A 20455-nucleotide genomic window follows, 5' to 3' on the forward strand; every position below is an offset into this window, starting at 1 on the left:
ATGGACAAAAAAGTTTCCCGTTTGCGTCGTGCGGTTCCGACCCGCCGGAAGATCAACGAGCTGCGCGTTCATCGCCTCTCGATTTTCCGCTCGAACCAGCACATCTACGCCAACATCATTTCGCCGGAAGGCGATCGCGTTCTGGTCAGCGCCTCGACGGTCGAAGCCGAAGTGCGCGCGCAACTGGCCGGCCAAACCGGTCAGGGCGGCAACAAAGCCGCTGCGTCGCTGGTCGGCAAGCGCGTGGCCGAAAAGGCCAAGGCTGCCGGTATCGAACTGGTCGCTTTCGATCGCTCGGGCTTTCGTTACCATGGCCGCGTGAAAGCGCTGGCCGATGCCGCGCGTGAAGCCGGCCTGAAGTTCTAAGCGAGGATCTGTCAAATGGCTAAAGTACAAGGCAAGAACGCCGCGGAAAAAGAGAACGATGACGGCCTCCGCGAAAAGATGATCGCGGTCAACCGCGTGAGCAAAGTGGTCAAGGGTGGTCGCACCATGAGCTTTGCCGCGCTGACCGTGGTTGGCGATGGCGATGGCCGCATCGGCATGGGTAAGGGCAAGGCGCGTGAAGTGCCGGTGTCCGTTCAGAAGGCTATGGAACAAGCCCGCCGCGGCATGTTCAAGGTCGCGCTGAAGAACGGCACGCTGCACCACACCGTGGTTGGCAAGCATGGCGCCGCTACCGTGCTGATCTCGCCCGCTGCTGAAGGTACCGGCGTTATCGCCGGCGGCCCGATGCGCGCTATTTTTGATGTGATGGGTGTGCGTAACGTGGTTGCCAAGAGCCTGGGCTCCAGCAACCCCTACAACATGGTTCGCGCCACGTTGAACGGCCTGCGCGCCTCCATGACCCCGGCTGATGTTGCTGCCAAGCGCGGCAAGTCGGTCGAAGAAATCCTGGGGTAAATCATGGCTCAGAAGCAGATCAAAGTGACCCTCGTGCGCTCGGTGATCGGTACCAAGCAATCGCACCGTGATACGGTTCGCGGTTTGGGCTTGGGCCGCATCAACAGCAGCCGCGTGCTGGTCGATACGCCCGAGGTGCGTGGGATGATCCGTAAGGTGGATTATCTCGTTTCCGTCTCGGAAGCCTAAGGAATCACCATGTCGGATATGCAACTTAATTCGCTGAAGCCCGCCGAGGGCAGCAAGCACGCCAAGCGCCGCGTCGGCCGTGGCATCGGTTCGGGTCTGGGTAAGACCGCCGGCCGTGGTCACAAGGGTCAGAAGTCGCGTTCGGGCGGTTTCCATAAGGTTGGCTTCGAAGGCGGTCAAATGCCGCTGCAGCGTCGTCTGCCCAAGCGTGGTTTCACCCCGCTCGGCCAGCACCTGTACGCCGAAGTCCGTCTGTCGGACCTGCAAGCCCTGCCCATCGACGAAGTCGACGTGCAAGTGCTGAAGGCCGCTGGCGTGATCGGCCAGGCGGTTCGTTACGCCAAGGTCATCAAGTCGGGTGAACTCTCGCGCAAGGTTGTGCTGAAGGGCATTACCGCGACGGCCGGCGCTCGCGCCGCCATCGAAGCCGCGGGCGGCTCGCTTGCCTGATCACGAGGTGACGAGTGGCTAACGCGCAGGCATTGGGCAAAACCGGAGGACGGTACGGCGACCTGAAGCGCCGTCTCGTTTTCCTGGTGCTCGCCCTGGTGGTTTACCGGTTGGGTACGCACATCCCGGTACCGGGCATCAACCCGGATGCGCTGGCGGACTTGTTCCGTCAGAACCAGGGCGGGATCCTCGGCCTGTTCAACATGTTCTCGGGCGGGGCGCTCTCGCGCTTCTCGATTTTTGCCCTGGGGATCATGCCGTACATTTCGGCATCCATCATCATGCAGCTGATGTCTGTGGTGGTGCCGTCGCTGGAAGCCCTCAAGAAAGAGGGCGAGTCCGGCCGTCGGAAGATCACCCAATACACCCGCTACGGCACGGTCGTGCTGGCGCTGGTGCAGGCTGTGGGCATTTCGGTAGCGTTGGAGTCCCAGCAGGGACTGGTGATCGATCCGGGCATGCTGTTCCGCTTTACGACCGTCGTGACCCTGGTCACCGGCACCATGTTCGTCATGTGGCTGGGTGAGCAGATCACGGAACGCGGTCTGGGCAACGGGATTTCCATCCTGATCTTCGCAGGTATCGTCGCAGGCTTGCCTGCAGCGCTGGCTGCACTGTTGGACCTGGTCCGCACCAACTCGATGTCCGTGCTGTCGGCACTGTTCATCGTGGCTCTGGTGGTGCTGGTTACCGCTTTTGTGGTGTTCGTGGAACGCGGACAGCGCAAGATCACGGTGAACTACGCCAAGCGTCAGGTCGGCAACAAGATCTACGGTGGCCAAAGCTCGCATTTGCCGCTGAAGCTGAACATGGCAGGGGTGATTCCGCCGATCTTCGCGTCGTCGATCATTCTGTTCCCGGCCACGATCACGAGCTGGTTCTCCAGCAGCGAGAACATGCGCTGGCTTAGCGACCTGGCTGCGGCCCTGTCGCCTCGTCAACCGCTCTACATCACGCTGTACTCGGTCGCGATCATTTTCTTCTGCTTTTTCTACACGGCTCTGGTGTTCAACAGCCGCGAAACGGCGGACAACCTGAAGAAGAGTGGTGCGTTTGTTCCGGGCATCCGTCCGGGCGAACAAACGGCGCGCTACATCGACAAGATCCTGATGCGTTTGACGCTCGCAGGTGCCATCTACATCACGTTGGTGTGCCTGTTGCCGGAATTCTTGGTGATGCGCTGGAACGTTCCCTTCTACTTCGGTGGTACGTCTCTGTTGATTATTGTGGTGGTGACGATGGATTTCATGGCGCAAGTCCAGGCCTACATGATGTCTCACCAGTACGACTCGCTGCTCAAGAAGGCTAACTTCAAGGGCTCGGGTTTGCCGATGCGGTAAGCACAAGAATGTCCAAGGACGACGTCATTCAGATGCAAGGTGAGGTTCTTGAGAACCTCCCGAACGCGACATTTCGCGTCAAGCTCGAAAACGGCCACGTGGTGTTGGGCCATATTTCCGGCAAGATGCGTATGCATTACATCCGGATCCTGCCGGGTGACAAGGTCACAGTGGAGCTCACGCCCTATGACCTGACGCGAGCCAGGATTGTCTTCCGCTCCAAATAAGCGGAACCGGATTACGGAAAATTAGGAGTCAACCATGAAAGTAATGGCATCGGTTAAGCGGATCTGCCGCAACTGCAAAGTTATCAAACGTCACGGCGTGGTGCGCGTTATCTGCACCGACCCGCGTCACAAGCAGCGTCAAGGCTAACTCGGGTTAGCGACTACGCAACGGATTTATTCAAGGAACAGTCATGGCCCGTATTGCTGGCATTAACATTCCGCCGCATCAGCACGCCGAGATCGGCCTGACCGCCATTTTTGGCATCGGTCGTACGCGCGCTCGCAAGATTTGCGAAGCGGCTAACGTCCCGTTTGACAAAAAGGTCAAGGATCTGAGCGACGCTGAACTGGAACGCGTCCGCGAACACGTTGGTGTGTTCACGGTCGAGGGTGACCTGCGTCGTGAAGTGCAGCTCTCGATCAAGCGTTTGATCGACCTGGGAACCTACCGCGGCATGCGCCACAAGCGCGGCCTGCCCGTGCGCGGCCAGCGCACTCGCACCAACGCTCGCACCCGCAAGGGCCCGCGTCGTGCTGCTGCGTCCCTGAAGAAATAATCGAGGAACTGGATTATGGCGAAAGCTTCCACCAGCGGCGCTTCGCGCGTGCGCAAAAAGGTCAAGAAGAACGTCTCGGACGGCATCGCGCACGTTCACGCTTCGTTCAACAACACCATCATCACCATCACCGACCGTCAGGGCAACGCTTTGTCGTGGGCCACGTCGGGCGGTGCGGGCTTCAAGGGTTCGCGTAAGTCGACCCCGTTCGCCGCGCAGGTTGCCGCTGAAACGGCTGGCCGCGTTGCGCTGGAGTACGGCATCAAGACGCTGGAAGTGCGTATCAAGGGCCCCGGCCCCGGCCGCGAATCGTCGGTCCGCGCTCTGAACGCGCTGGGCATCAAGATTTCGAGCATCGCCGACATCACGCCCGTTCCGCACAACGGCTGCCGTCCGCCGAAGCGTCGTCGTATCTAAAGGGAATCCACATGGCACGTTATATTGGACCCAAATGCAAGCTCTCGCGCCGCGAGGGTACTGACCTGTTCCTGAAGAGCGCCCGTCGCTCGCTGGATTCCAAGTGCAAGCTGGATTCCAAGCCTGGCCAACACGGCCGCACTTCGGGTGCTCGCACTTCCGACTACGGCCTGCAGCTGCGCGAAAAGCAAAAGCTGAAGCGCATGTACGGCGTGCTGGAAAAGCAATTCCGCAAGTACTTCGTTGAAGCCGAGCGTCGCCGTGGCAACACCGGCGAAACGCTGATCCAGCTGCTGGAATCGCGCCTGGACAACGTCGTCTACCGCATGGGCTTCGGCTCGACGCGCGCCGAAGCTCGCCAGCTGGTGAGCCACCGCGCCATCGAACTGAACGGCCACACGGCTGACATCGCTTCGATGCTGGTCAAGGCTGGCGACGTCATCTCGATCCGCGAAAAGGCCAAGAAGCAAGGCCGTATCAAGGAATCGCTCGACCTGGCCACCAGCATCGGCATCCCCCAGTGGGTGGAAGTCGATACGACCAAGTTGACCGGTACGTTCAAGTCGGCCCCCGATCGCGCTGACGTCGCTCGCGACATCAACGAATCGATGGTCGTGGAACTGTACTCGCGTTAATCAGGCCTGCCGGCGCCTCCTTCGCGGAAGCGTCGGCGAGCTGGTCTCGCGACCCGTTTGCACGTCCCGCAGCAGCCCGCTTTCCGCCTTTCGGTGGAGCGGGCTTTGCGGTAAGTATCGGCCGGCGTTTTTTCGCGCCGTCCTGTTTCAAGTTTCACCCTGTCCATCAGCCTTATCGGTGTAACGAGCCGAGGGTATTGAAAAGGAACACAGTAAATGTCCACTCAAGGTTTCCTGAAGCCGCGCTCCATTGAAGTCGAACCGGTCGGCACGCACCATGCCAAGATCGTGATGGAGCCGTTCGAGCGTGGCTACGGTCACACGCTGGGCAACGCCCTGCGCCGCATCCTGCTGTCTTCGATGACCGGCTACGCGCCGACCGAAGTCCAGATGACGGGCGTGGTGCATGAATACTCGACCATCCCGGGCGTTCGCGAAGATGTCGTCGACATCCTGCTGAACCTGAAGGGCGTGGTCTTCAAGCTGCACAACCGCGACGAAGTGACCCTGGTCCTGCGCAAGACCGGCGCCGGCACCGTGCTGGCCAGCGACATCGAGCTGCCGCACGACGTCGAGATCATCAACCCCGGCCATGCCATCTGCAACCTGACGGACGCGGGCAAGCTGGAAATGCAGATCAAGGTCGAGAAGGGCCGCGGCTACGTGCCGGGCAACGTGCGCGCGCTGTCGGAAGACCGCACCCACACCATCGGCCGCATCGTCCTGGACGCTTCGTTCAGCCCGGTCCGCCGCGTGAGCTACGCCGTTGAAAGCGCCCGTGTGGAACAGCGCACCGACCTGGACAAGCTGGTCCTGGACATCGAAACCAACGGCGTGATCTCGCCCGAGGAAGCGGTGCGCCAGTCGGCTCGCATCCTGATGGACCAGATCTCGGTCTTCGCCGCCCTGGAAGGCGCTGGCGATTCGTACGAAGCTCCGGTCCGCGGCACGCCGCAGATCGACCCGGTGCTGCTGCGCCCGGTCGACGACCTGGAACTGACCGTGCGTTCGGCCAACTGCCTGAAGGCCGAAAACATCTACTACATCGGCGACCTGATCCAGCGTACCGAAAACGAGTTGCTCAAGACCCCGAACCTGGGTCGCAAGTCGCTCAACGAGATCAAGGAAGTCCTGGCCGCACGCGGCCTGACGCTGGGCATGAAGCTCGAAAACTGGCCCCCCCTGGGCCTGGAGCGTCCCTAAGTCTTGAGGGGGCCATCCCTGGAAAGGGGCGGCTCCCGCAGGCAGCCGGCCTTGCGCCGGCCCGTTTGCGAAATCGTCGTAAAATGCACCGTTTTCTACCGGACCGCAGCCTGATCGCAGGTTGATAGAAGAGCCGGACAACCCGATGGCGGAAACGCCGTCTTTAGATTCAAAGGAAACTTATCATGCGTCACGGTAATGGCTTGCGTAAGCTCAACCGCACCAGCAGTCACCGTCTTGCCATGTTCCGCAACATGGCCGTTTCGTTGATCACCCACGAAGCCATCAAGACCACGCTGCCGAAGGCGAAAGAATTGCGCCGCGTCATCGAACCCCTGATCACGCTGGGTAAAGAACCCACCCTCGCGAACAAGCGTCTGGCTTTTGCCCGTCTGCGCGACCGCGATGCCGTGGTGAAGCTGTTTGCCGAAATCGGCCCGCGCTACGCGGCCCGCAACGGCGGCTACACCCGCGTGCTGAAGATGGGCTTCCGTCAAGGCGACAACGCTCCCATGGCTTTCATGGAACTGGTTGATCGTCCGGAAGTCGATGAAGCCGCTGAGGACAGCGCTGCCGAGTAAGTTTCGGTAGAGCGATAAGCGACAAGGGCGGGTCTTCGGACCCGCCCTTGTTTTATTCCGGGCCCGGATTGGCGGGCCGGCGCGCCGCGATGCGCGTCAGGACGCGTGCAGTTCGCCGCGCAACTGTGCCGCCAGCGCCGCCAGCGCGTCCGGCGCGGCCTGGGGCGGCATCTTGAACGTCAGGTCCTGCTGCTCGATGTATTGGGTGGAGGTGACGTCCTGCGGATGATGCATGGGGATGACGTGCGCATGGGCATGCGCCACGTGGATGCCGGTGAAGGCGAAACCCACCCGTTCCACGCCGTACAGGCGCTTCATGTGGCGTCCCAGCTTCTGGCCCAGGTTGAGGATGTTGCCCGCCAGGTCGGCCGGCATGTCCTCGTAATAGGGGTAGTGCTGCTTCGGGATGATCAGCGTGTGCCCGGGGCGCACCGGCTGGATATCGAGAAACGCCAGCAGGCGTTCGTCTTCGTGGATGACGTGGGCGGGGATCTCGTGCCGGGCGATGCGGCAGAACAGACAGTTATCGGACATGCGTGCCTCGGTGAAAACGGGTTGCATGGCGGCGCTTGCTGGCCCGGGCGATCCGGGCGATGGCCGCAATACCGATAAAATACCCCGAGTTACGTCCCATACGGGTATTCCAAGGAGGCCTCATGTTGCGAGATGACGACGTTGTGATGGTCATCAGCAATGCGCCCGACCTGCTTCTGGCCAAGCGGATCGCGCATGTCCTGGTCGAAGACGGCCTGGCCGCCTGCGTGAACCTTGGCGCGCCGGGCCTGTCCATCTACATGTGGAAAGGAGAAGTCGAAGGGGCCGAGGAAATCCCCATCCACATCAAGACCACCTACGCGCGCCACCAGGCCGTTGTGCAGGCCCTGGCGCAGATGCATCCCTACGACGTGCCCGAGATCATCGTGCTGCCGGTCATCGGCGGCGCCGCGCCCTACCTGGACTGGGTGCGCGAACAAACGGACGTCACGCAGAACAAGAGAGAGTGATGTTGCAATTTGCCGGTATCGTCGGCGCGCCGGGGCGCCAGCCTCGCGCGGCCCGCGCTTTGCTCGGGCGGTGCCTCGCCCTGTTGGCGATGACGCTGCTGTTGCTGGGTTGGCAGGCCGCGGCGCGGGCCGAGGCGGAGTTCCTGGAACCCGAGAAGGCCTTCGTGTTCAGCGCGGAGATGGTGGCGCCGGACATGCTGGAGATGCGCTACCGCGTCGCGCCCGGGTATTACATGTATCGCGAGCGCTTCGGCATCACGATCAGTCCCATCGGCGCCGCGACGCTGGGCGAAGCCGTCTATCCCAAGGGCGAGGTGAAGTACGACCCCACCTTCGAGAAGGACATGGAGGTCTTCCACCAGGACGTACGCATACGCGTGCCGATCGCCGCAGGCGGACAGCCCTTCACGCTGACCCTGACCGGCCAGGGCTGCGCGGATGCCGGCCTGTGCTATCCGCCCATGGACAGCAACGTCAAGCTGACCCCGGTCGAGGGCGGCTATGCGCTGGCCGGGCCGGCGGGCGCCGCGCCTGCCGAGGCGGGGTCCGGCGGCCTGAGCGCGCTGGTCAATGCCGGCGATACCGGGCTCGCGGATGCGCTGGGCGGACTGGGCTGGGCCAAGACCGCCGGCGTGTTCCTGGTGCTGGGCCTGCTGCTGGCTTTCACGCCCTGCGTGCTGCCGATGATTCCCATCCTGTCGTCCATCGTGGTGGGCGGTTCGGCGCAAGCCCGGCCGAGCCGCAAGCGCGGCCTGGCGCTGGCCGCGACCTACGTGCTGGGCATGTCGGTCGTGTACACCGCGCTGGGCGTGGCGGCCGGCCTGAGCGGCGCCGGCCTGGCGGCCTGGCTGCAAACCCCCTGGATCCTGAGCCTCTTCGCCGCGCTGCTGGCGGTGCTGGCGCTGGCCATGTTCGACGCGTTCACTTTCCAGATGCCGTCGGGCATCCAGGCCCGGCTGTCCGAGCGCGCCTCGCGCATTCCCGGCGGCCGCTACACCGGCGCGCTGTTGATGGGCGCCTTGTCAGCCCTCATCGTCGGGCCGTGCGTGGCCGCTCCGCTGGCCGGCGCCCTGTTGTACATCTCGCAGACCGGCGACGTGGTTCTGGGCGGATCGGCGCTGTTCGCCATGGCATGGGGCATGGGGGTGCCGCTCCTGATCGTGGGGGCATCCTCGGGGGCCCTGCTGCCGAAGGCCGGCCCGTGGATGGACGGCGTGAAGCGTCTGTTCGGCATGCTATTGCTGGCCACGGCCTGGTGGATGCTGATTCCCGTCGTGCCGACCTGGGTGCAGATGACGGGCTGGGCGTTCCTGGCGGCGGTCTCGGCCGTGATGCTGCGCGCCTTCGATGCCTTGCCCCAGGGCGCGGGCGCCGGACGCATGTTCGGCAAGGGCCTCGGCCTGCTGCTGGCCCTGGCCGCGGCCGCGTGGCTGGTGGGCGCGGCCAGCGGGGGGCGCGACGTGTTGCAGCCCTTGTCGCACCTGGCGGCGCGTCCGGGCGCACCCGTGGCCGCGGCGGAAGCCGGCGGCGAAGTGCGCTTCATGCGTGTGCGCAACAACGCCGAACTGGACGCGGTGCTGGCGCAGAGCCGCCAGCCGGTCATGCTGGATTTCTACGCGGACTGGTGCGTGTCGTGTCGCGAGATGGAACGGTTCACCTTCACCGATCCGGGCGTCGCGCAGCGCATGGCGGGCATGGTGTTGGTGCAGGCGGACGTGACGGCGAACAATGCCGACGACCGCGCGCTGCTCAAGCGCTTCCGTCTGTTCGGCCCTCCCGGGATCATGTTCTTCGAGCCCGGGGGCAAGGAGCTGCCCGACGCGCGCGTCGTGGGCTTCCAGGACGCCAAGCGGTTCACCGAATCGCTGGACAAGGTGCTGGTGCGCTGACGCCCGCCGGCGCGGCCGCAAGGCCGCCGTGCAAGGCCAAACAGGCCGCGGCCGGGGAACTGCCCCGGTCGCGGCCTTTGTCCGTCTAGCCCTGGCGCGTGGCGCGCGCGTCACGGTGCTGCCAGCCCAGCTCCGCGGAGATCGCGTCGGCGCAGCGCTTGACCTCGGCGATGAGCGGGCTGCTCCAGCGCGCGTCGAATACCCCCGCGGCGCCGATGGCCGTGATGGCGAGGACGACATTGCCGTTCGAGTCGAACACCGGCGCGCTCAGCCCGTTGATGCCGGGTATCGGGTCGCCGATGGCGCGGGCGATGCCGCGCTGGCGGACTTCCCGCAAGGTCCGCTCGAACTTCTCCGACTTGCCGAGCGAGGGCACCGCGCCCAGGCGCAGGAAGTCCTCGTGCAGCAGGCTTTCGATCTTCTTGGGCGGCAGCATGGCCGCGAAGACCTTGCCCGTGGCCGTGTTCGTCAAGGACATCACCGTGCCGGTGCGCATGTTGACGTGGATCGGGTAGTTGGATTCATGCAGGTGCACGATGACGGGGCCGAGGTTGCCCAGCACGGCGATCGCGATCGTCTGCCCCGTTTTTTCGGCGAGTTCGCGCGTGATCGGCACGGCGATCTTGATGGGATCCAGCCGGTGCAGCGCCGCCAGCCCCAACTGCAGCGCGAGCGGCCCCAGTTCGTACTCGCCGGAGTTCGGGTCCTGCCGGACCAGGCCCAGGTTGCCGTAGCTGACGAGATAGGCGTGGGCATTGGCGCTCGACATGCCGGCGGCCTTCGCCAGCGCGCCCAGGGGCAACGAAGACGAGTGGTCCAGCAGCGCGAGCAGGAGCTTGCCGCCGACCTCGATGGATTGGATGCCGCGCCTGCGCGGGGGCGGCTTGACAGGGGATTGCGCGGCATTGCGCTTGCCGTTGCTGGGAGTGGTGGCCATTTTTCTTTATCGAATTGGATTGCTTATGTTAGTACTTTCGCTAATAGCAAACCATATTGACACTATCAAATCGACTGTCTACAGTCCCAGGAACAAGAAGGCCGCCGCGATCCCCGGATCGGAGGACGGCCGCCAGTGGGTATGGAGACAACGTGGAAGATTCTCGTCAATACGACTGCGACGTGTTGGTCGTCGGGTCGGGCGCGTCCGGCATGGCGGCTGCAATCACGGCCGCCACGGCGGGCCTGAAGGTCCTTATCGTTGAAAAAGAGCCGCGCTTCGGCGGGTCCACCGCGCGTTCGGGCGGCTGGCTCTGGATCCCGGGCACGTCCCTGGCCAAGGTGCAGGGGATACACGAAACCCCGGACGAAGGGCGCGCCTATCTGCGCCATGAAGCCGGCGACAGCTATAACGCCGAGCGCGTCGATGCGTTCCTGGAGCATGGCCCCCAGGCCGTCGATTTCTTCACCTCGAAGACCGACGTGCAGTTCGATATGCCGCTGGTGTTCCCCGACTACCACGCGGAAGCCCCGGGCGGGAAGCAGGGCGGTCGTTCGATGGTGGCGCGGCCCTACGACGGGCGCAAGCTGGGCGCCCATATCCGCGACCTGGCGCCGGCGCTGCCCGAACTGACCGTGTTCGGCATGATGCTGGGTTCGGGCAAGGAAATCGTGCACTTCATGCGCGCGACGCGTTCGCCGGCTTCCGCCTGGTACGTCGCCAAGCGCCTGTCGCGCCACTTCCTGGACGTGGCCAAGCACGGCCGAGGCATGACGCTGACCAACGGCAATGCCCTCGCGGGCCGCCTGGCCGCGTCCGCCTTCAAGCTGGGCATCCCGTTGTGGCTGCGCGCCCCGGCCCGCTCCCTCATCGTCGAGGATGGCGCCGTGCGCGGTGCCGTGGTGCAGCGCGACGGGGCGACCGTGCGGGTGCGCGCGGCGCGCGCGGTGGTGCTGGCGTCCGGCGGCTTCCCCTATGACATCGAGCGCCGCAAGCGCCTCTACGCGCATGCGCCGACCGGCACGGAACACTATTCGCCTTCGCCCGCCGGCAATACCGGCGACGGCCTGCGCATGGCCGAGAGCGTGGGCGCCAGCGTGAACGCCGGGCTGCCCAACGCGGCGGCCTGGGTGCCGGTGTCGGTGGTGACGCGCAAGGACGGCAGCCCGGGCTACATGCCGCACTTCATCGACCGGGCCAAGCCGGGCGTCATCGCGGTGACGCGCAAGGGCAAGCGCTTCGCCAACGAGGGCAGTTCGTACCACGACTTCGTGCAGGAGATGGTGCGCGCGTGCCAAGGCGAGAGCGAGACCTGCGCCTGGCTGATCTGCGACCACCGGACCCTGCGCAAGTACGGCCTGGGCAGCGTCGCGCCGTTCCCCCTGCCCATCAAGCGTTATCTGGATACCGGCTACCTGACGCGGGCGCCCTCGGTGGCGGAATTAGCGCAGAAAACCGGCATCGACGCCGGCAGCCTGCGGCAGACCATCGAGGCGTTCAATCGCGAAGCCGCGCAGGGGCGCGATCCGGAGTTCGGCAAGGGCAGCAAGGCCTACAACCGCTACCAGGGCGATGCCCTGCACGGCCCGAATCCCTGCGTGGCGCCCATCGTCAAGGGGCCGTACTACGCGATCAAGATGATGATCGGCGATATCGGCACGTTCGCGGGCCTGAAAGTCGATGGCGAGGGCCGGGCCTTGAGCGGGGATGGCGAGGCCATCCCCGGCCTGTACGCCGTGGGCAACGACGCTTGCAGCATCATGGGCGGCAACTATCCCGGCGCCGGCATCACGCTGGGGCCGGCGCTGACGTTCGGCTACATCGCCGGCCGGAGTATCGCCGCCAGCGCGGCGGCGCAGGAGGCGGCATGAGCGGGGCGCCAGGATTGCTGCAGGGCAAGCTGGCGCTGGTCACCGGCGCGGGGCAGGGCAACGGTCGCGCGATTGCGCTGGGCCTGGCCGCGGCCGGCGCACGCGTGGTGGCCACCGACGTGGATGCCGGCAACGCCAGGCAGGCCGCCGACGACATCCTCGCGGCGGGCGGCCAGGCGTGCGCCCATGCGCTGGACGTGACCGACCCCCGCGCCTGCGAGGCCATCGCCGCGGCAGTCCGGCAAGCGCAGGGCCCCATCGACGTGCTCGTCAACAACGCCGGCATCCTGATCCGCGAAGGCATCGACAGTCCCCGCGCCGCCGAGAACTGGCGCCGCGTGCTGGATGTGAACCTGAACGGCGGCTTCAACATGATCCATGCTTTCCTGGACGCGCTGCGCGCCACGCGCGGCGTCATCATCAACGTGGGTTCCATCGCGTCGTTCGCGGGGGCGGGGTCGACCCTGGGCTACTCGCCGTCCAAGGGCGGCGTGAAGATGATGACGCAGGCGATGGCGCGCGATCTCGCGCCCGACGGCATCCGGGTCAACGCCATCGCGCCGGGCGTCATCGAAACGCCGATGACGCAATACACGCGGGACGATCCGGCGCGGCTGGCCAGCTTCATGCAGCGCATCCCGCTCGGGAGGGTGGGGCAGCCGCAAGACCTGGTGGGCCCCGTCGTTTTCCTGGCATCGTCCATGGCGGCCTACGTGACGGGCGTGTCCCTGCCGGTGGACGGCGGCTATCTCGCGGTATAGCGAGCAACGCGCGGCGGGCGCCGAATCGATCATCGACTTGCAGCACATCCACAAAACACAGGAGACAGCGATGAAAACACCGGGGATTTTCTCCACCTTGTCCAAGGCCGCCGTGTTGTGCGCGCTGGCCATCGGCGCGCAGGCGCAGGCCCAGGACATCAAGATCGGTTTCAACGGCGATCTGTCGGCCTCGCCGTCCGCGCAAAGCGGGCAGGCCGCCGTGCTGGGATTGCGCACCGCCATCGACGACATCAACGCCGCGGGCGGCCTGCTGGGCCGCAAGCTGGTGCTGGTGGTGCGCGATGATCTCTCGCAGCCGCCCAAGTCCATCCAGAACATGACCGACCTGATCGACAACGAAAAGGTGGTGGCGATCGTGGGCCCGACCAACTCCGGCAACGCGCTGGCCTGGAAGCACATCCCCAACCAGAAGAAGATACCGGTGATGGGCGCCATCGGCTCGGGCACCGACATCACCAAGCCCGTGCGCGCGGGCGCCGAAAACTACATGTTCCGCGTCGGCATGGTCGACCGCGAGCAGGTCGACGGCGTGATCGGCTACCTGAAGAAGAATCCCAAGGTCAAGAACGTGGGCTTCATGATCGAAACCACCGGCTACGGCCAGAGCGCGCTCAAGGACCTGGAGGAAGTGGGCGCCGCGCAGGGCATCAAGCCGGTTGCGGTCGAGAAGTTCGGCGTGGCCGATACCGACATGACCTCGCAGCTCAACAAGCTGAAGGCCGCGGGCGTGGACACGGTAGTGATCTGGGCGCAGAGCACGCCTATCGCTCATGTGTTCCGCAGCATGGAGAAGATCAACTGGTTCCCCCTGACGCTGACTTCCTGGGCGGCGGACAACATCGCGTTCTACGACACGGCCGGCAAGACGTTGTCGGAGAAGCCCTTCTTCCTGCGCACCATCACCGACAACCGCACGCCGGCGCAGCAGAAACTCTACGACCGCGTGTCGGCCAAGATGACGTCTCCCACCGCCTTCGGCTTCCTGGCGCATGCCTACGATGGCATGAACCTGCTGGGCATGGCGATCAAGCAGGCCGACTCCACCGACGGAGACAAGGTGCGCGTCGCGCTGGAGAACCTGCAAGGCCGCTACGAGGGCGCCATGAAGACCTACGAAAAGCCGTTCTCGGCCACCGTCCACGACGCGCTGCTGGTGGGCGACTACAAATGGGCGCACTGGCAGGACGGAAAGCTGGTGCCCTACGCGGACGACGTGACCGCCGCCGCCGCCAAGTAGGCGCGGGCAGGCGATAGGGATAAGGGGCCATCATGTTGGCGACATTGTTGCAGGCGCTCGTCAGCGGGCTGGCCGTAGGGGGCGCGTACGCGCTGGTGGCGCTGGGATTCAGCATTACCTTCACCACCACCCGCACGCTGAACTTCGGGCATGGGGAGTTCGTGTCCGTGGGCGCCTTCGTCGGGGTGGGCGCGCTGTTCCTGTTCGCCGGCAAGCCGATCACCACGGCCGCCTTCACGGGCCTGGCGCTCAGCGGCTGGCAGTACCTGCTGGCCGGGCTGGCCGCGGTGCTGGCGATGGGCTTGCTGGGCGTGCTGCTGTACGTGTTCGGCGTGAAGCCGTTCGCCTCGCGCCCGGGAATGGCGTGGGTCATGAGCACGCTGGGCTTCGGCATCCTGCTGCAAAGCGCGGCCTTCGCGGTCTGGGGGCCCGCGCCCGTCACCGTGCCCGCGCCGTTCGGCGACGAGGTCATCCGGGTGTTCGGGGCAGGCGTGCGCAGCCAGGAGCTGCTGTTGCTGGCCGTGGCGGTGATCGTCATGGTGCTGTTCGACCGCATCATGAACCGCACGGTGCTGGGCAAGGCAATGCGGGCGGTCGCAGCGAATCCGGCGGTGGCCAACCTGATGGGCATCAACGTGAATGCCGTGATGACCGGCGCGTTCTTCGCGAGTTCGGCGCTGGCCGGACTGGCGGGATTCCTGGTGGCGCCTATCACTTCAGCGTCGATCTTCATGGGCCTGGCCATCGGACTCAAGGGCTTTTCGGGCGCCATGATCGGCGGTCTGTCCAATCCGCGCGGCTGCGTGGTGGGCGGCTTCGTGCTGGGCATCCTGGAATCGTACGTGAACCTCTGGCAGTCGCAGTGGCGCGAAGTCGCCGTCTTCGCGCTGGTGATCCTGGTGCTAGCGGTCAGGCCCACGGGCCTGTTCGGCAAGCGGCTGGTGGAGAAGGTATGAAGCGGCACGGACCTACCCTGATCACCGGGGCGCTGGCGGCGGCGCTCGCGGTATTCGCCGCGCTCGTGGACAATGATTACTACCTGCGCATCGTCTTCATGTCCTGCGTGTATTACCTGTGCGCCGCGGGCGTGAACGTGCTGGTCGGCTACGCCGGGCAGAAATCGCTGGGGCAGGCCGGCCTGTTCGCGGCCGGCGCCTACACCGCGGCCTTGCTGACGTCGCGGTGGCAGGTCGATCCGTGGCTGGCCCTGGCGGCGGCGCCGGTGGTGGCGGGCGTGTTCGGCGTGCTGATCGCCTTGCCGTCGCTGCGCGTGAAAGGACCTTATCTCGCCATGGTGACGCTGGCGTTCGGCATCGTGGTGGAGAAGATCGTCACCGAGTGGGTGGACGTCTTCGGCGGCCCGTCGGGTCTGTTCGGCATCATGCCGCTGACCTGGCGCGGGGAGGCGTTCACCAACCAGCAATGGGTCTGGTTCGCGCTGGTGCTGTGCGTGGCGACGCAGCTGCTGTTGCGCAACGTGCTGGACGGGCGCTTCGGCCGCGCGCTGCTATCGGTGCAGGCCGACGAGATCGCCTCGTCGTCGGTCGGGGTGCGGGTGTACCGCGCCAAGGTCATCGCGTTCGTCGTCGCGGCGGTGACCTGCGGCATCGCGGGGGCGCTGGTGGCGCAGCAGAACCAGTACATCAATTCGGACTTCATCACCTTCAACCTGTCCATCTTCATCCTGTTGCTGGTGCTGTTCGGCGGCGCGGGGTCGAAGGCGGGGCCCGCGGTCGGCGCCGTCGCGCTGACCATCATCGATGCGTTGCTCGCGCGCTGGCCGTCGGTGCAGCATTTCTTTTATGGCGCATTGCTGCTGTTCGCGCTGTACTTCATGCCGGGCGGCGTCACGGGGCTGTTCGCGCGGCGCGCGCCCCGCGTCGCGGACGCCCAGCCGGGCGAGGGGAGCGAGGCCGCGCCGCCGGCCGCGTCCCGTCCGGCCGACGCGGGCCGCGAGGACCTGCTGCTGGTGGTCGAGAACCTGAGCAAGGCCTACGGCGGCGTGAAGCCGGCGCAGGACATTTCCTTTTGCCTGCGGCGCGGCCACGTGCATGCGCTGATCGGCCCCAACGGCGCCGGCAAGAGCACACTCATCAATATGCTGAGCGGCGTGGTCATCCCGGACGCGGGCGTGGTGCGCTTCCGCGGCACGGACATCGCGGGCGAGCGGGCGCACGCCATCTGCGCGCTGGGCATTGGCCGAAGCTTCCAGAACCTGCGCCTGTTCGGCGAACTGTCGGTGCTGGACAACGTGCTGCTGGGCCGTCATTGCCGCATGAAGAACGGGTTCTGGGCATCGCTGCTGGGCCTGCCCGGCGCGCGCGCCGAGGAACGCCGGGCACGCGATCACGCGCTCCGGCTGGTGCGGATGGTGGGCCTGGCCCATCTGGCCGGCACACCCGCGGGCAGCCTGCCCTACGGGTTGCAGCGGCGGGTGGAACTGGCCCGCGCGCTGGCGACCGAGCCGACACTGTTGCTGCTGGACGAGCCGGCGGCGGGCCTGAACCCGCAGGAGACCGCGGAACTGGGCGAGCTGCTGGTGCGCGTCGGCGCCTCCTGCGGCATCACGCTGCTGATGGTCGAGCACCACATGGATCTGGTAATGGCGATTTCCGACCACGTGATCGTGCTGGACTACGGCATCAAGATCGCCGAAGGCAAGCCCGCGCAGGTGCAGGCCGACAAGCGGGTGATCGAAGCCTATCTCGGGACCGGCATGGCCTGAGGCCATGTCCTCTTTCGTACCAACGGGCCGCAAGCGATGCTGAAACTAGAATCCGTGCAGATTTCCTACGGCGCGATCCAGGCGGTGCGCGACGTATCGCTGGAGATCCGCCGCGGCGAGATCGTGACCATCATCGGCGCCAACGGCGCGGGCAAGAGCACGTTGCTCAAGGGCGTCGCGGGCCTGGAGCCCTTGCAGGGCGGGCGCGTGACGTTCGACGGGCGCGACGTCACGCAGGTGCCCGCCCACCTGCGCGTGGGCCTGGGCCTGGCCCTGTCGCCCGAAGGGCGGGGCGTGTTCGCGGACCAGACGGTCTACGACAACCTGGTGCTCGGCGCCTACCCCCGGCGCCGCGATCCGGCGGCGGTGGCCGAAGGCGTGGAGCGAGGATACCGGCTGTTCCCGCGCCTGCGCGAGCGCCGCGACCAGCTCGCCGGTACGCTGTCGGGAGGCGAGCAGCAGATGCTGGCGATGGCGCGCGCCCTGATGAGCGAGCCGCGGCTGCTGTGCCTGGACGAGCCGTCGCTGGGGCTGGCGCCGCTGATCGTGCAGGACATCTTCGCCGCGATCCGCAAGCTGCGCGACGACGGCCTGACCATCGTGCTGGTGGAGCAGATGGCCAACCAGGCGCTGGACGCCGCGGACCGCGCCTACGTGCTCGAAACGGGGCGCATCACGCTGAACGGAACCGGCGCGGAACTGTTGCGCGATCCCAGCGTCCGGGCAGCCTACCTCGGCGCGCATTGAGTCCGGAGGCCGGGCGCGCTACCATGTCCGCAGCGCCGCGTGGGCGGCGCGTCCAACCCCCCCCTCAGGCCGGCGCCCGTGACGTCCCCAACAATTGATGCAAGCCAGGACCGCACCGGCCTTATCTATCTTCAATTGATGTTCGTCATGGCCACGTGGGGCCTGAACATCGTCTCGGTCAAGTACCTGACGCTGCACATGGACATCCAGGCGCTGGCAGCCGTGCGCATCGTCATCGCGTTCCTCACCGTCACCCTCATCATCAAGGCCCGCCGCGGCCGCATTCCGAAGCTGGGCCGCACGGAGCTGGGCTGGGTTGCGCTGGCGGGATTCCTGGTCGTGTATGCCCACCAGGTGGCGCTGGTCTCGGGCCTGAGGTTCTCCTCGGCCGCCAACGGCACGCTCATCATGGCCACCAGCCCGCTGCTGTCGGCGCTGCTGGCCGCGCTGTTCTACCGCGAGCGGCTGACGCTGGTGCGCATCTCGGGCGCGCTGCTGGGGTTGCTCGGCGTCGGGATGGTGGTGGCGGGCAGCGGCGCGCAGTTCGGGCTGACGGGGTGGGGCGACGCCATTGTGTTCCTGGCCGTCCTGGTGTTCGTCTGCGGCGGCCTGGTGATCCAGCGAATGTCGCGCATGATGGATCCGCTGGGGATGCTCTGGTACATGTACCTGGCCGGCGGCCTGATGCTGGTCGTGCACGCGGCGCTGACGCCGGCGTCCTACCAGGCCGATACGTGGCAGATGGCCTGGTGGCCGTGGCTGGTCCTGCTGTTCTCGGCCGTGATCGCGTCGGGGGTCAGCAACATCGTGTGGAATGCCGGCATCGCCAGGCTGGGCATCAGTCGCGCCGCCCTGTTCGTGAACTGGCTGCCGATTTTCGGATTGCTGTTCGCGGCGCTGTTCCTCGACGAGCACGTCACGCCCACGCATGTGGCCGGGCTGGCCTGCGTGTTGGGCGGAACGTGGCTGGGCTTGCGGCGGGCCGCGCCGGTGGCCCGCGGCGAGGCGGCCGCGAAGGGGTAATGCGGCGGGCGCCGCGGGCGATGCCCGCGAAGGCGGCCCGCGGCCGGATCAGCGCTGGCTCTTCAGCAGCTTCGCGGCTTCGATCGCGAAGTACGTCAGGATGCCGTCGGCGCCGGCGCGCTTGAACGCCAGCAGGGCTTCCATCATCACCTTGTCGTGGTCCAGCCAGCCGTTGGCGGCGGCCGCCTTGATCATCGCGTATTCGCCGCTGACCTGATAGGCGAAGGTGGGCACCCGGAAGGTGTCCTTCACGCGGCGCAGCACGTCGAGGTACGGCATGCCGGGCTTGACCATGACCATGTCGGCGCCTTCCTGCAGGTCCGCGGCGACTTCGCGCAGCGCTTCGTCCAGGTTGCCCGGGTCCATCTGGTAGGCCATCTTGTTCGACTTGCCCAGGTTGGTCGCGGAGCCCACGGCGTCGCGGAACGGGCCGTAGAAGGCGCTGGCGTACTTGGCCGAGTAGGCCATGATCTGCGTGTGGATGTGGCCGTTGGCCTCCAGCGCGCGGCGCACGGCGCCGATGCGGCCGTCCATCATGTCGCTGGGGGCGACCATGTCGACGCCGGCCTCGGCCTGGGTGAGCGCCTGCTTGACCAGGATCTCGACCGTGGGCTCGTTCAGCACGTAGCCGTTCTCATCGATGACGCCGTCCTGCCCGTGGCTGGTGTACGGGTCCAGCGCCACGTCGCACAGCACGCCGAGCTCGGGTACGCGCTGCTTCAGCGCGCGGACGATGCGCGGGATCAGGCCGTCGGGATTGGTGGCCTCGATGCCGTCGGGCGTCTTGAGCGCGGGATCGATGGCGGGAAACAGCGCGAGCACGGGAATGCCCAGTTCCACGCATTCCTCGGCCACCGGCAGCAGCGTGTCGAGCGAATAGCGGACCACGCCGGGCAGCGACGGCACCGCTTGCTGCAAGCCGGAACCTTCCGCCACGAACACCGGGTAGATCAGATCGTTGACCGTCAGGGCATTCTCGCGGACCAGGCGGCGGGTGAAATCGTCGCGGCGCAGGCGGCGGGGACGGGATACCGGGAATTCAGGGGAGATGATCTGCGGGTTCATGGTACGACCTTGGGAGAAATCCAGTTTTCGATGTGCGCGCCGGCCTCTTCCAGCCCGATGCGTTCGGGCGCGGAGAAGGGAACGGTGTGCAGGGCGCCGATATCGGCCAGGTCCTTGCGCACGGAGAACACGGTGCGCATGCGCTGGCCGTAGGGCAGCTTGTCGGCCTTGGTCAGCAGCGCCAGCACCGGGCGTCCGGTGGGCGCGATGAAGTTGGCCAGGCGGCGGTCCAGCTCGGTGACGCCGCGGCGGATATCGATGAGCAGCACGATGCCGACCAGCGATTCGCGGTCGCGCAGATAGCCGCCCAGGATATCGGCCCATTTTTCCTTTTCGTCGCGAGCGACGGAGGCATAGCCGTAGCCGGGCAGGTCGACGAGAAAGCCGATGTGGCCTTCCGGATCCAGGGGGTCGGGCAAGCCGAACATATTGATCAAGCGCGTGCGGCCCGGCGTCTTGCTGGAGAAGGCAAGACGGCGCTGGTTGCACAGCACGTTGATGGCCGTGGATTTGCCGGCGTTGGAGCGGCCGACAAAGCAGACCTCGGGGGCGCCGGCGGTCGGCAACTGGTCGAGGCGAGCCGCGGACGTGAAGAAGGAGGCGCGATGTAGGAGGGACACGGATGGCTTTGGATACGGTTGGTTTCGAGCCCTATTGTATAATCCGGCGTTTG

General features: G+C 65.9%; 24 protein-coding genes and 1 pseudogene. 21 read left to right on the top strand and 4 right to left on the bottom strand.

Features of this window, described 5'->3' with window-relative positions; all coding sequences use genetic code 11:
- From rplR to rplQ, 12 genes are all read left to right on the top strand, one after another.
- The gene (gene rplR / locus ADE01S_RS07115; RefSeq protein WP_013397004.1) at positions 1-366 is read left to right on the top strand and encodes a 50S ribosomal protein L18; all 366 of its coding nucleotides are present in this window, start codon (positions 1-3) and stop codon (positions 364-366) included.
- 15 nt (positions 367-381) lie between these two features.
- Positions 382-903 (top strand): 30S ribosomal protein S5, encoded by a 522-nt coding sequence (rpsE, locus tag ADE01S_RS07120; RefSeq protein WP_013397003.1) that lies wholly within the window; start codon positions 382-384, stop codon positions 901-903.
- A 3-nt stretch (positions 904-906) separates the two neighbouring features.
- Complete coding sequence (gene rpmD / locus ADE01S_RS07125; protein WP_006216520.1) at positions 907-1092, top strand: 50S ribosomal protein L30; 186 nt, start codon at positions 907-909, stop codon at positions 1090-1092.
- Between the two features lie 9 nt (positions 1093-1101).
- Positions 1102-1542 (top strand): 50S ribosomal protein L15, encoded by a 441-nt coding sequence (gene rplO, locus ADE01S_RS07130; protein ID WP_043541568.1) that lies wholly within the window; start codon positions 1102-1104, stop codon positions 1540-1542.
- Positions 1543-1556: 14 nt separating this feature from the next.
- A complete protein-coding gene (gene secY / locus ADE01S_RS07135) occupies positions 1557-2882 on the top strand; it encodes a preprotein translocase subunit SecY (RefSeq protein WP_043541570.1) in 1326 nt (441 codons plus the stop codon).
- 8 nt (positions 2883-2890) lie between these two features.
- Positions 2891-3109, top strand: a complete 219-nt coding sequence (gene infA, locus ADE01S_RS07140; protein ID WP_003806927.1) for a translation initiation factor IF-1 — start codon at positions 2891-2893, stop codon at positions 3107-3109.
- Between the two features lie 34 nt (positions 3110-3143).
- Positions 3144-3257, top strand: a complete 114-nt coding sequence (rpmJ, locus tag ADE01S_RS31145; protein ID WP_003806928.1) for a 50S ribosomal protein L36 — start codon at positions 3144-3146, stop codon at positions 3255-3257.
- 43 nt (positions 3258-3300) lie between these two features.
- Positions 3301-3666 carry a 30S ribosomal protein S13 gene (gene rpsM, locus ADE01S_RS07145; RefSeq protein WP_006389632.1) on the top strand — a complete coding sequence of 122 codons (366 nt, stop codon included), beginning with the start codon at positions 3301-3303 and terminating at the stop codon, positions 3664-3666.
- Between the two features lie 15 nt (positions 3667-3681).
- Positions 3682-4083 carry a 30S ribosomal protein S11 gene (rpsK, locus tag ADE01S_RS07150; protein ID WP_006216516.1) on the top strand — a complete coding sequence of 134 codons (402 nt, stop codon included), beginning with the start codon at positions 3682-3684 and terminating at the stop codon, positions 4081-4083.
- A gap of 11 nt (positions 4084-4094) precedes the next feature.
- Positions 4095-4718 (top strand): 30S ribosomal protein S4, encoded by a 624-nt coding sequence (gene rpsD / locus ADE01S_RS07155; protein ID WP_062680895.1) that lies wholly within the window; start codon positions 4095-4097, stop codon positions 4716-4718.
- 216 nt (positions 4719-4934) lie between these two features.
- Entirely contained in the window at positions 4935-5921 is a 987-nt protein-coding gene (locus tag ADE01S_RS07160) for a DNA-directed RNA polymerase subunit alpha (protein WP_006216514.1), read from the top strand.
- A 185-nt stretch (positions 5922-6106) separates the two neighbouring features.
- Positions 6107-6502, top strand: a complete 396-nt coding sequence (rplQ, locus tag ADE01S_RS07165) for a 50S ribosomal protein L17 (RefSeq protein WP_025136324.1) — start codon at positions 6107-6109, stop codon at positions 6500-6502.
- A 96-nt stretch (positions 6503-6598) separates the two neighbouring features.
- Here rplQ and ADE01S_RS07170 read toward each other — a convergent pair whose 3' ends face one another.
- Complete coding sequence (locus ADE01S_RS07170) at positions 6599-7036, bottom strand: HIT family protein (RefSeq protein WP_062680897.1); 438 nt, start codon at positions 7034-7036, stop codon at positions 6599-6601.
- A 122-nt stretch (positions 7037-7158) separates the two neighbouring features.
- On the opposite strand from ADE01S_RS07170, the gene cutA reads away from it, so the two are divergent.
- Positions 7159-7506 carry a divalent-cation tolerance protein CutA gene (cutA, locus tag ADE01S_RS07175; protein WP_062680899.1) on the top strand — a complete coding sequence of 116 codons (348 nt, stop codon included), beginning with the start codon at positions 7159-7161 and terminating at the stop codon, positions 7504-7506.
- On the top strand, positions 7506-9395 hold the full coding sequence (gene dsbD / locus ADE01S_RS07180; protein ID WP_062680901.1) for a protein-disulfide reductase DsbD: 1890 nt from the start codon (positions 7506-7508) through the stop codon (positions 9393-9395). Before cutA ends, dsbD begins: the two co-directional genes overlap by 1 nt.
- A gap of 85 nt (positions 9396-9480) precedes the next feature.
- Here the strand turns inward: dsbD and ADE01S_RS07185 are convergent, their stop codons facing one another.
- On the bottom strand, positions 9481-10332 hold the full coding sequence (locus ADE01S_RS07185; RefSeq protein WP_087881439.1) for an IclR family transcriptional regulator: 852 nt from the start codon (positions 10330-10332) through the stop codon (positions 9481-9483).
- A 152-nt stretch (positions 10333-10484) separates the two neighbouring features.
- On the opposite strand from ADE01S_RS07185, the gene ADE01S_RS07190 reads away from it, so the two are divergent.
- The 7 genes and pseudogenes from ADE01S_RS07190 (at position 10485) to ADE01S_RS07220 (ending at position 18717) form a co-directional block, all read left to right on the top strand.
- The gene (locus ADE01S_RS07190; protein ID WP_062680903.1) at positions 10485-12203 is read left to right on the top strand and encodes an FAD-dependent oxidoreductase; all 1719 of its coding nucleotides are present in this window, start codon (positions 10485-10487) and stop codon (positions 12201-12203) included.
- Positions 12200-12964, top strand: a complete 765-nt coding sequence (locus ADE01S_RS07195) for an SDR family NAD(P)-dependent oxidoreductase (protein ID WP_062680905.1) — start codon at positions 12200-12202, stop codon at positions 12962-12964. The genes ADE01S_RS07190 and ADE01S_RS07195 overlap by 4 nt, the downstream gene beginning before the upstream one ends.
- 70 nt (positions 12965-13034) lie before the next feature.
- Positions 13035-14222: an ABC transporter substrate-binding protein gene (locus ADE01S_RS07200; protein WP_062680907.1), complete on the top strand. Its 1188-nt coding sequence runs from the start codon at positions 13035-13037 to the stop codon at positions 14220-14222.
- 32 nt (positions 14223-14254) lie between these two features.
- The gene (locus ADE01S_RS07205; protein ID WP_062680909.1) at positions 14255-15178 is read left to right on the top strand and encodes a branched-chain amino acid ABC transporter permease; all 924 of its coding nucleotides are present in this window, start codon (positions 14255-14257) and stop codon (positions 15176-15178) included.
- Positions 15175-16947, top strand: coding sequence for a branched-chain amino acid ABC transporter ATP-binding protein/permease (locus ADE01S_RS07210; RefSeq protein ID WP_062680911.1), 1773 nt, complete (start codon positions 15175-15177; stop codon positions 16945-16947). Before ADE01S_RS07205 ends, ADE01S_RS07210 begins: the two co-directional genes overlap by 4 nt.
- Positions 16948-17043: 96 nt before the next feature.
- Positions 17044-17694: pseudogene (locus ADE01S_RS07215) on the top strand (ABC transporter ATP-binding protein); the annotation flags it as partial.
- Between the two features lie 138 nt (positions 17695-17832).
- On the top strand, positions 17833-18717 hold the full coding sequence (locus tag ADE01S_RS07220; RefSeq protein ID WP_062681098.1) for a DMT family transporter: 885 nt from the start codon (positions 17833-17835) through the stop codon (positions 18715-18717).
- A 48-nt stretch (positions 18718-18765) separates the two neighbouring features.
- On the opposite strand, the gene hemB is transcribed toward ADE01S_RS07220, so the two are convergent.
- Together hemB and yihA are read right to left on the bottom strand one after the other, a co-directional pair.
- Positions 18766-19782: a porphobilinogen synthase gene (gene hemB / locus ADE01S_RS07225; RefSeq protein WP_062680914.1), complete on the bottom strand. Its 1017-nt coding sequence runs from the start codon at positions 19780-19782 to the stop codon at positions 18766-18768.
- Positions 19779-20402, bottom strand: coding sequence for a ribosome biogenesis GTP-binding protein YihA/YsxC (gene yihA / locus ADE01S_RS07230; RefSeq protein WP_062680916.1), 624 nt, complete (start codon positions 20400-20402; stop codon positions 19779-19781). Before yihA ends, hemB begins: the two co-directional genes overlap by 4 nt.
- Positions 20403-20455: the final 53 nt, after the last annotated feature.

This window comes from Achromobacter denitrificans NBRC 15125, assembly GCF_001571365.1.
Taxonomy (GTDB): Bacteria; Pseudomonadota; Gammaproteobacteria; order Burkholderiales; family Burkholderiaceae_B; genus Achromobacter; species Achromobacter denitrificans.